Annotated in this window: 11 protein-coding genes; 5 read left to right on the plus strand and 6 right to left on the minus strand. The window is 63.8% G+C overall.

What is annotated here, in order from left to right; all coding sequences use genetic code 11:
- Positions 1-171: 171 nt before the first annotated feature.
- The 3 genes from GVV86_RS11410 to GVV86_RS11420 form a co-directional block, all read right to left on the minus strand.
- A complete protein-coding gene (locus GVV86_RS11410) occupies positions 172-555 on the minus strand; it encodes a RidA family protein (protein ID WP_159618855.1) in 384 nt (127 codons plus the stop codon).
- An 89-nt stretch (positions 556-644) separates the two neighbouring features.
- Positions 645-2,183, minus strand: coding sequence for a carboxylesterase/lipase family protein (locus GVV86_RS11415; RefSeq protein ID WP_159618853.1), 1,539 nt, complete (start codon positions 2,181-2,183; stop codon positions 645-647).
- Positions 2,180-3,112 carry an MBL fold metallo-hydrolase gene (locus GVV86_RS11420; protein WP_159618851.1) on the minus strand — a complete coding sequence of 311 codons (933 nt, stop codon included), beginning with the start codon at positions 3,110-3,112 and terminating at the stop codon, positions 2,180-2,182. The genes GVV86_RS11415 and GVV86_RS11420 overlap by 4 nt, the downstream gene beginning before the upstream one ends.
- Before the next feature lie 517 nt (positions 3,113-3,629).
- Here GVV86_RS11420 and GVV86_RS11425 point away from each other — a divergent pair.
- Positions 3,630-3,776 carry a hypothetical protein gene (locus GVV86_RS11425; protein WP_159618849.1) on the plus strand — a complete coding sequence of 49 codons (147 nt, stop codon included), beginning with the start codon at positions 3,630-3,632 and terminating at the stop codon, positions 3,774-3,776.
- 486 nt (positions 3,777-4,262) lie between these two features.
- On the opposite strand, the gene GVV86_RS11430 is transcribed toward GVV86_RS11425, so the two are convergent.
- Positions 4,263-4,568, minus strand: a complete 306-nt coding sequence (locus GVV86_RS11430) for a Rid family hydrolase (protein ID WP_159618899.1) — start codon at positions 4,566-4,568, stop codon at positions 4,263-4,265.
- On the opposite strand from GVV86_RS11430, the gene GVV86_RS11435 reads away from it, so the two are divergent.
- Positions 4,528-5,052, plus strand: a complete 525-nt coding sequence (locus GVV86_RS11435) for a TetR/AcrR family transcriptional regulator (RefSeq protein WP_159802869.1) — start codon at positions 4,528-4,530, stop codon at positions 5,050-5,052. The two genes, GVV86_RS11430 and GVV86_RS11435, sit on opposite strands and share 41 nt — an antisense overlap.
- 199 nt (positions 5,053-5,251) lie before the next feature.
- Here the strand turns inward: GVV86_RS11435 and GVV86_RS11440 are convergent, their stop codons facing one another.
- Both GVV86_RS11440 and GVV86_RS18990 read right to left on the minus strand, forming a co-directional pair.
- Positions 5,252-5,893 (minus strand): hypothetical protein, encoded by a 642-nt coding sequence (locus tag GVV86_RS11440; protein ID WP_159618846.1) that lies wholly within the window; start codon positions 5,891-5,893, stop codon positions 5,252-5,254.
- Between the two features lie 695 nt (positions 5,894-6,588).
- Positions 6,589-6,726 (minus strand): LysR family transcriptional regulator, encoded by a 138-nt coding sequence (locus GVV86_RS18990; protein ID WP_201291444.1) that lies wholly within the window; start codon positions 6,724-6,726, stop codon positions 6,589-6,591.
- Positions 6,727-6,794: 68 nt separating this feature from the next.
- On the opposite strand from GVV86_RS18990, the gene GVV86_RS11450 reads away from it, so the two are divergent.
- The 3 genes from GVV86_RS11450 (at position 6,795) to GVV86_RS11460 (ending at position 10,013) form a co-directional block, all read left to right on the plus strand.
- Entirely contained in the window at positions 6,795-7,451 is a 657-nt protein-coding gene (locus tag GVV86_RS11450) for a winged helix-turn-helix domain-containing protein (protein ID WP_159618844.1), read from the plus strand.
- 2 nt (positions 7,452-7,453) lie between these two features.
- Complete coding sequence (locus GVV86_RS11455; protein WP_159618842.1) at positions 7,454-8,758, plus strand: MFS transporter; 1,305 nt, start codon at positions 7,454-7,456, stop codon at positions 8,756-8,758.
- A 107-nt stretch (positions 8,759-8,865) separates the two neighbouring features.
- Positions 8,866-10,013, plus strand: a protein-coding gene (locus tag GVV86_RS11460) for an IS3 family transposase (protein ID WP_246669963.1) whose coding sequence is annotated in 2 segments (ribosomal slippage) — positions 8,866-9,145 and positions 9,145-10,013 — 1,149 coding nt in all. Because the reading frame shifts where the segments join, the coding sequence is not laid out codon by codon here.
- Positions 10,014-10,055 lie beyond the last annotated feature (42 nt).

Genomic DNA, 10,055 nt, shown 5'->3' on the forward strand with positions numbered 1-10,055 from the left:
GGTGGATGCCATCGGCGCGGTCCCGCAGACCACGCCGATGGCCTTCCTGGTGCCTACGTCACACTGACGTGAAGCCTGTTGTCACGCGGCGGAGAGGCCGCTGTCCCAGCAATCCTCCCGCAAAGTCGGCCAGCACCGATTGTAGGCAGTGGCCGGGTTGGTGCACCGTGTCTAGTCGGTGAGCACCGCCAGGGCATCGATCTCGACCAGCAGGCCGGGAGGCAGCTCCATGTAGACGGTGGTGCGAGCGGGGTAGGTTTCGCCCACTCCCAATGCGTAGGCGTCGTTCATCTCCGCCAAATGAGCCGGATCGGTGAGATACACCCGCAGCATGACGACGTCTTCCATGCCCGAGCCGGCCGCGTCCAGGACCGCGGTGATGTTCCGCAGGACCTGGGCCGTCTGCTCAGCAACCGTCGTACTGACGATTGCGCCTGTGTGCGGATCGAAGGGCAGCTGCCCGGACACCTGAAGAATTGGGCCCTTGCGCACGCCCTGGGCCAGGGGTGCGTTCAACTTCGGCGCGTGGTCCGTGCTAATGATGGTTCTGCTCATGTCAATCTCCTTCGAGGGGAGTAGATGGAGGTTGCGGCTGCCGTCCTGATCCGACGGGCGGACTGCACCGGATCAGGACAGCAGGCCAATCAGCGCCAGGCGATACGTTCGCTGCCGCGGGGGTCTTCCTGGACGTCCCATGCGTCTGCGTCCATGACGAGCGTCGCACGCCGACGTGTGTCGTAGCGGCTCCAACCGGGATCACCGGTGGTGGCGAAGGCCACCCATGCGGCGTGAGTGCGCGCCGCCAGGTCCGCAGGCGGCTGCTTCGACCCAAGGAGTGCTTCACTGCCGTGCAACCGCGGAAGCCCGATCACATCGAAAACGAAGGGCAGCTCCATGGTGTGGGCAGCCCCGAGCTCACCCCCAAGGCTGTCAGAGCGCCAGGCAAACAGGTAAGCGTACGTGGCAGAGGTGGAACCCGCAGCGTGCGCATCGGCAAGCCGCCAGCTTCCGGCTTCGAAAAGGGCGGCGCCCATGATGGCTGAGCGCAGCTCGCCGAAGCTCGCCCCGGGCCGGGCCTTACGGTAGATCTCCACAAGCCGTTCCGGGTCATGATGGGAGCGCTCCGCCGCCGCCTGGAGATCCGCCTGCGTCGACGTCGAAAGATTGCCGAACGGTGCCAGATAGAGGTTTCCCTCCTCCGCGGTGGTTCCCACCATCAGATCGACAGCGCTTCCGCCTCCGGCGGCGACCGCCTCTGCCGGCTGCTGGTCAAGTACGACGCTGAACGGGCTGAGGCCGATCAACGGGTCTCCATCGGTTGCGGTGCGAAGATCGATGCCCGACAGCCTGGGCATGACGGCCACCAGGTCCTCATCGGAAACGGCGGCAAACGCACCAACCGTCGGCTCGATGCCCAGCGCCTCGGCGGCCACCCCGGTGACCCAGGCGGCCTGCTCGGGCGTGAAGGCGCCCAAGCCACTGCCGCTCTGAACGATCGCTCGTGTGAACAAGCCCTCAGCCGTCGGGTCTGCCAGGATGGCGCCGACAATCGTGGCTCCGGCGGACTGCCCGAAGATGGTTACGCGGCCGGGGTCTCCGCCGAATGCGCCGATGTTGTCCCGCACCCAGCGTAGGGCCGCGATCACGTCGAGCATCCCCCGGTTCGCCGGTGCGCTGGGAAGGTCGAGAAATCCATGAATGCCCAACCGGTAGTTGAGTGTCACCAGCACGACGTTGTCCCGTGCGAAGGTGGTGCCGTCAAACAGCTCGGACTGGGTGGACCCCGCGACGAAACCGCCACCGTGCACGAAAACCATCACCGGCAGTGGCTCGCCACTGGTCCGGGGCGTCCAGATGTTGACGGTCAGGTAGTCCTCCCCGCGGATCCAGCCCGGTCCGAAATAGGCGGACATATCGACCGACCCGAGCCTGCGCTCGGCCTGGGGCGCATTCGGACCCTGATGGGTCGCGTCCCGTACGCCCTGCCAGGGCAGGTGAGGCTCTGGAGCCGAGAAACGGCCCGCTCCCACCGGGGGGGCGGCGTATGGGATGTCGAAAAAGGCAAGGACTCCGTCGTGGATCGATCCCTGGACCGCACCCTGCGCGGTGCTCACGGTGGTGCCGGTGCCATTCAGAGCGGCATCAATGGAATCTTCAGGAGCGTTGTGGCGTGTTCGCTTCATAGTGTGCTCTCCGCGGTCTCGGCAGGGGCGTAAAGGTCAAAAGGAGCCCAGCCCTTGATGGCAAACTTATTCCCGTCACGGCTCACCTCGGCGGCACCCTGACCGCCAAGATGCGCAGGAACGACCAGTGCGTTGTTGTCGGCAGCCCATCCGAGAATTCTGCGGCGCGTCGCCTTGGCGCCGGCGGGGTCCTCGCAGAAGCAGCTGTTCGAGTCCGGCTCGATGATTTGAACCGGGTTGTGCAGCATGTCGCCGACAAACACAGCCCGGTCCGATCCGGAAGCCAAAGTGACCACCGAAGACCCCGGGGTATGTCCCGGTGCTGTATCCAGCCGAAGGTTCTCGTCGATGGTGTAACTGTCCTCCCACAGCACCGACATGCCCGCCTCATGGACGGGGGCCACGCTGTCTTCGAACACGTTCTGATTGCCCCGTCCCAGCAACGGCTTATAGCCATTCACCGGGTTCCAGAAGTCGAAGTCACGCTTGGGCATCAGGTACGTCGCGTTCGGGAAGGTCGGAACCCACGCCTTGCCGTCCAGATACGTGTTCCACCCGACGTGGTCGATGTGGAGATGCGAGTTGATGACGATGTCCACCTCCTCGGGCAGCACGCCGGCGCGGGCCAGATTGCCGAGGAAATCGGTGTTGAGGTGGCTCCAAACCGGGGCGTAGGGCCGCTCCTTATGGTTGCCCACCCCGGTGTCGATGAGGATGTTCTTGCCCCCGCTGCGCAGCAGCCAGGTTTGGATCGCGGAATTGACGATCTGCGTCTGAGAGTCTAAGAAGTGCGGTTCCAGCCACGCGGCATTTTCCGTCCACGCCTCCGGTGGACTTCCCGGAAAAAAGACATCGGGTTTCATGTCCACCGGTCCGAAATACTCCCACACCCGCGTGACGGTCACATCGCCCAACGTGATCTGATTCATGACTGATCCTTAATTTTTGCACCGATACTCACGGTCTTCTCCGGCTGACAGTTGCTACTCGATCCAGCACCCGGGAGGCTCCCGCGTACCAAGGGAATGTCGTCCTTCGATCATGGTTCACCGGGAAGGGCACGGGTATCCGTCAGGTGACTGCAACCGGCCGCCCTGGCTCGGGCACCAATGCGGCGAGGCACTCCCCGGTGCTCGGGTACAAATCCACCGCTGGTGAAGGAATCAGACTAGGTTGCAACCCGGCCTTCCCTATCACTCCATGTCTGAGCACTTTCTGAAGGATGGCGGTATATCCGCGCGTTCGATAGGGGAGGGGTGGATGCGGACCTCATCGCGCTGCTTACTGACCTGGGCCCGTGGATCGGACAGTGATTTATGCCGGCGATACCCGGGGGTTCGGGCTCCATGTGGGCTCGAGGAAGCCCGCGCCGTCGTTGGGATTCCCGTCATCGGGGCAGGTTCCGCCGCAGCAGCGGCTGCCCTCGCCTACGGTGGCCGCGTCGGCGTGCTCGGACTGAAAAGCCCGGTGCCCGCCCCGATTTCCAGCGCGCTGGTGGAGCGGATGATCCTTCTCGATGGATCCGATGGTGTGGAGATTTCCGATGGCTTCCTGCTGCCCACCGGCATCCTCGGCTCCCCGTCAGGAGCGTAGATGCTTGCCGAGGCGGGAGCAAGTGTCATTTTGCAGGCGAGAACAGGCCTGTGCAGCGTCGGCATGGCAGAGGTACTGCGCGGTAAGCTCGGCCTTCCGGTCATTGACGCTGTGACGGCCGCCGGCTCCATGCTGACCGCAGCCGTATCGACGCGCCCCCCCGCCCGTGGAGGAAGGACCCCCGGCAGGTGCGCCCCCATCCTGCAACACGACCCGGGCTCTGGCATGGTCCAATTTCAGAGGTGGTGCGGCCCGCGGGCGGAATTCTACCGGGTAGATATGAGCGGAGGGGTTTGCTTGGGGCTTGGTTCAGCGTCGGAGGAGGCGTCCACCGGTCTCGTCGGCGAGGGCCGAGAGGAGCCTGTCCGGGAACGCCGTGCCATAGAGGGAGGGGTGGGGCTCTCGTCGGTGCTTCGCAGCACCGCAGCTGCGGTGTCGGGAGGGAGGGACGGCAGCGGGGCTGTCCCTCCCTCAGGTGCGCTGGCCTCAGGGGCGCTCGATCACGGCGGTGGCCTGTACCTCGATGCGCAGGCCGGAGAGGACCAAGTCGATTCCTCCGAGAATGGCGGTCGGAGCGAAGTTCTCGTCCATCAGTTCGCGGCAGATGTCGATGAATTCGAACGCATCGCGGGCATCGGCCAGGTACACCGTCAGACTGACGATGTTGGCCAGGTTCGTGCCGGCGGCCCCGAGAGCCAGTCCGACGTTGCGGAGGGCCTGACGGGCCGGGGCACCGAATTCGGGCGAAACGATGTTGTATTCCTTCCTGCAGGACGCCCTGCTGGCGCGGATCTGTGACTACATGTTCCCCGGGGACCCGATCCGTGATCATGCGCTGTCCGCACGGGACCGTCTGGTGGCGTGCCTGCGGCAGATCCTCGCTCCGACCGGGGTGGGGGCCGAAGCCCGCAAAGCCTGGGAAACGGTATATAAGGCCTTCATCGAGCCAGAACAGACCACGGACCTCCGCTCAACCTACGCGGGGATCGAGCGGCAAGGAATGCGGCGCGTCAGGTACGGGCTTTCAGTCCTCGCCGAGGAGGGCGCCCTCCAGCGGGCCGATCACACCCCGCAGGCTCGGTTTCTCCTCACCGTCCTGAACAGACTCTCGTGCGAGCGGGCACTTCCCTCGAGCGGATCGCTCCTGCAGGCCGAAACCGCCACACTTCATCTCGCCGTCGACGCGGTGCTTGGAACCCACCACACCGGCGAAACCTCAGAAACGACGAGTGCTTCGAGTGGCCAACCCGCCGGCGACACTGGTGGTGTCCCTTAGCCCTGTGCCGCCAAGGCAGTCTGCACGGCAACAGGCAGACGGGGCCGCCGGCCGACACCGAGAGGGTATGCGAGTCCCTTTCCGGTGATGCTTCAGGCACTGCCGCGGCATCGGGTAGTAATCCGGATCCGTTGATCCCGTGGCGGCCGGCGCGGATCGGTTACGTCTTGGCCTTCAGGAACTCCTGGAAGCTGTCTCCTTAGTCGGCCATACCGTCGAGCAGCCAGTGGTACTTCAAGCGGAGTCCGCGCTCCATGCTTCCGAGCACGGCGGCAAATCCGAGGCCGACGTTCATCCAGACCGGCAGGTGGACGGGTGAGGTGAAGGTGCCGAAGCGCTCCATCAAGGGGGGTATTTCCGAGATGGGTTCGGCCAGCTGCAACAGATTGAGGGTCACACCAATGATGAGCATGAGTGCCGCGACCGTCCCGATGACACGGCTCGCCTGCGGGTGCTCGCGCTCTAAACGCAAACGGCGTCCAATGGGGGAGGAAGGGTCTGCGACGAGCTGCGCCTCGGTGCCGTCGGCGCTGACAAAGTGGGCCCGCTTCAGCCCGAATTTTGTCTGCGCCACCTCGAAGTACCCACCGGCGGCAGGCATCACGGCGGGCATCGGCGACTGCGCGGAATGCCTTCTGTCGGCGAACAGGTGCGCCATGACTCTTTCGCTGCCCGGGCGCACGTCCACGGCATATTCAACCTGCCGGCCGTCCTGCCAAAGGTGCAGGTACAGCAGCTTGCGCCCGGTGAGGAAATGCCACCACCGGAAGCGTTGCAGGGCGCGGCCGTCTCCGGGCCGAACTCGCCCGAGCGCCCACTGGCGCTTCACATTATCGAACATTCATGCCTCCCGGCCGTATCACAGAGCGCAGCCGCCATGGCCGCCACCCCCGGACCGCAGTACCGTTATTCACGTCAGCCATGACGGACGGGGCCACAACAGACTAGCACGCCGTACTAGTACGGTGTGCTGAGGGAGGATTTGGAGTTTCCTGTAGACCCTTGGAGGGACGTAACCCCCTCGCGCCCAAGGCCCCTGAATGCAGAGCAGACCAGGCTGGTCCGGTCCGCGATGTCAACGGGTAGCGGACCCAGCCCACGCAATCCGTTGAACCTCATTCTCGAGGTACACAACGCCAGACACCGGAACCAGCACCCCAACACCCAGTCAGCGTTCTACCAAGGCGCGCCTGTAGCGCGGACCGGCACCCAACACACCCCTCGAGGAATAACCCCAGCGACGCCGCCCGGCACGAGCGCGATGCCCAGGCCCGCGGACTCCAGACCGATCGAGCGGGCCAGCCACGCCCCGAGAATGCGATCTTCGGGTCGGGCAGGTCCGGTCAGGCTCCGAACTCGGGCGAGCCGTTGGTGCTCGCGCCCACGATCGACCGTTGGTGCGGAATTTGGTGCGCCATCGCGGTGGGGTAGCCGCCCAGAACCAGGCGCCTAGCGAGCCGGTCGTGTATCCCGGCCAGTTCCTGCTTAGCGGCTGCTAAGCGTTCAAATACCTGTCCGGCATGCCTGACCAGCCCTTCACCCGCTGCTGTTGGACGCACCCCCCCGCGCCCGCCGTTCGAACAAGGGCCCGCCAGTTGCCCGCTCGCTCGCCGCGACCTGAGGCGAGACCGCGGACTGGCTGTAAATAAGGGTCTCGGCGCATCCTCCCTTCAGCGTCGATCAGTTCCGGGAAATAAACAAGAGTCCTTGATAAAGATTCCTTAATGAAGGAGTCTTTAGCTATGGAGATCGAAAAACACTCGCTACCGACCGCCACTCCGCGTGATGGCATCAGCTACCGTGGGCCGTCCAACGAGCAGGTTGTCAGTGACCCGGTGCGCATCCGGGCCCTTGCCCATCCTGTCCGGCTGGAGCTCCTCGATTACCTGGATGATGAAGGGCAGGCAACGGCGACGCAGTGCGCAGTGGCGACTGGTGAGTCGGTGGCAAGCTGCTCTTACCATCTGCGCATGCTCGCGAAGCATGGGTACATCGAACAGGTCGACCAACCGGGCCGAGAAAAGCCCTGGAAGGTCGTCTCGCATGGCAGGTCATCCGTCACCGACCGGAACGCAGAAGGGTCAGTGCACGCTGTGTCCGCCCTGGCGAGCATCTTCGTACATCGTCAGTTGGACCGCATCCAGTCGTGGCTGCAGCGCGCGTCGCAATTACCAGTGGAGGACATCGATGTCTCCACGGTCACCACGTCTAGTTTCTATGCCACTCATGATGAGATCCGCCAGTTTCGGGAGGACCTCTGGGAACTGGCCCGCCGCTTCAACGGACGATGGCAGAATCCGGAGTTGCGGCCCGAGGGATCAGTGCCGGTTCAGCTTTTCTCCGTCATGAATGTAGACCCGGACCGGCCAGCGCACCGGGCCGATCGTGAGGGCAGCTGAGCATGGCTGCAGATGATCCGAGCCCTCAGCAACCAGTGCTCGCAGCCGGCCTCATTACGGAAGAAGAATCGACTCCTCGGCCTAACGACGTCGGCACGAACCGCGACGTACTGAAAGTTCCGACCTTCCGTCGCCTCACCCTGGTGTGGATATTCACGAACTTCGGTGACTCGGCCCTGTTCCTGACAGCCGCCATCTGGGTGAAACAACTCACTGGAAGTGACGCCGCCGCCGGAGTCGTGTTCGTCGCCCTCGGCCTACCGGCTCTCCTGGCACCTCTGATAGGGCAACTTGCAGACCGGTTCAAGCGAAAGCCGCTGCTGATCATCAACAAACTGTGCGCGGCAGCAGTGGTCCTGGTCCTCTTGGCCGTTCAGACAGCTGACCACCTATGGCTGGTCTACCTGGTCGTGTTCACCTACGCGACGTCCAACTACGTGACCTCCGCAGCCCAATCCGGACTCCTCCGCGACATGCTCACGGACCGCCTACTCGCGCCGGCGAATGGGCTCCTGAGCAGCATCGACCAGGGTCTGCGAATCATCTCTCCCCTCATCGGAGCGGGAATGCTCGCCCTCTGGGGAATGCACGCAGTAGTACTGACCACCAGCGTCTGCTTCATCCTGGCCGCGGTGATTCTTACAGCGATCAAGGTTCAGGAATCGGAGCCCGGCACAAACACCGACGAAAACTTCTGGCAAAGCACGACAGCCGGCCTGCGCTTCCTTGCCCGCCATCACCTCCTGGCACCAGCGATGTTGGCCCTCAGCATCGCCATCGGCGCCTCCGGGATCTTCAACGTCACCATCTTCGCCACCATCGAACAAGGCCTGGGCATGCCCCCTGAATTCCTCAGTGTCCTCGTCAGCGTTGAAGGAGCCATGGCGATCGTCGGCGGGCTCACCGCCAGCACTCTCATACGCAGGATCGGTATTCGCCCCGTCATCATCCTCGGCGTACTCCTGCTCGGCATCGCAGTGCTTTCATCTGCCGTGCCATCGACGCCCGTCGTCCTGGCCGGTTCGGTCCTCACAGGCCTCAGCGTCACGTGGACTGTCATCGCCTTCATGACCCTCCGACAGACCGAAAGCCCTGCCCGCCTGCAGGGAAGAACCTCAGCTGCAGCCAGCATGCTCATCAACGTCCCCCAGGTTGGAGCGAACATGATCGCAGCAGCACTCATCGGCACCATCGACTACCGGGCCCTCATCATTACAACAAGTATTATCTGCATGGCAGGAGCACTTCCCCTCCTACTGCGCCGCACTGAACCATCAACATACGAAGCCGAACTGCATGAGAGCTGACCCACCTTAATGTTCTGCTGTACACAGCCCACATGAAAGGGACTGCTGAAGGTTTGGTTGATTCCTGACCTGTGAGGATGAGACTCGCGGGTGGAAGGATGTTCATCATGCCGAAGGCTTTTCCCGAAGAGTTCCGCCGTGACGTGGTCGCGGTCGCCCGTAAGGGCGAAGCACCCCTGACCAGGATCGCCAAAGACTTCGGCGTTTCACCAGCCGCCCTGCATCGGTGGCTGAAACAGGCCGACGAGGACGACGATCCCGGAGCGCGGGCAGCGAAGGAGGAGTCCGCCGAGCTGCGCGAGGCCCACAAGCGGATCAGGCTCCTCGAGCAGGAAGCCGAGGTGATGCGCCGGGCCGTCGCGTATCTCTCCCGAGACGTCAACCCAAAATGATGTTCCCGCTGGTCCGCGAACTGGCCGCTGACGGTGTCCCCGTCACGGTGACTTGCCGGGTACTTGGCTTCTCCACTCAGGCCTTTTACAAGTGGAAGGCCCACCCCGTTCCGAACCGGGACTGGGAGGAAGCGTATCTGATCAACGCCGCCTTCGATGTCCACGCCGATGATCCGGCGTTCGGGTACCGGTTCATCGCCGATGAGCTCAACTCCGGCGCTACCCGGGTCGCCAGCGAGCGGCGGATCTGGCGGCTGTGCTCGATGAACGGCATCCTCTCGGTCATCCACCGCAAACGGGTTGGTGGACGCCAGGCGGGCCCGCCGGTCCACGATGACCTGCTCGAGCGGGACTTCACCGCCGCTGCCCGGAATACCCGGTGGGTCACGGACATCACCGAGCACCCCACCGGGGAGGGCAAGCTCTACCTCTGCGCGATCAAGGACCTGCACTCGAACCGCATCGTGGGCTACTCCATCGATGGACGCATGAAAGCCTCCCTCGCCGTGGCAGCGCTGGCCCACGCCGTAGCGCTTAGAAATCCCTCGGGAACGATCGTCCACTCGGATCGAGGCAGCCAATTCAGAAGCCGGAAATTCGTCTCCGCGCTGCACGCCAGCGGGCTGCAAGGCTCGATGGGCAGAGTCGGCGCGTGTGGTGACAACGCAGCCATGGAATCGTTCTTCGCCCTGCTGCAGAAGAACGTCTTGAACCGCAAACGCTGGGACACCCGACAGGAACTCCGCCTGGCCATCATCACCTGGATCGAACGGACCTATCACCGCCGGAGACGGCAGAAAGCACTCGGCAGACTCACGCCGATCGAGTTTGAGACAATCAACAACATGGCGCTGGTCGCCTAGAAACTATCAACCCCACGAGTCAACCAAACCGTCGGCAGTCCC

Source organism: Arthrobacter zhaoguopingii (genome assembly GCF_009828595.1).
GTDB lineage: Bacteria > Actinomycetota > Actinomycetes > Actinomycetales > Micrococcaceae > Arthrobacter_D > Arthrobacter_D zhaoguopingii.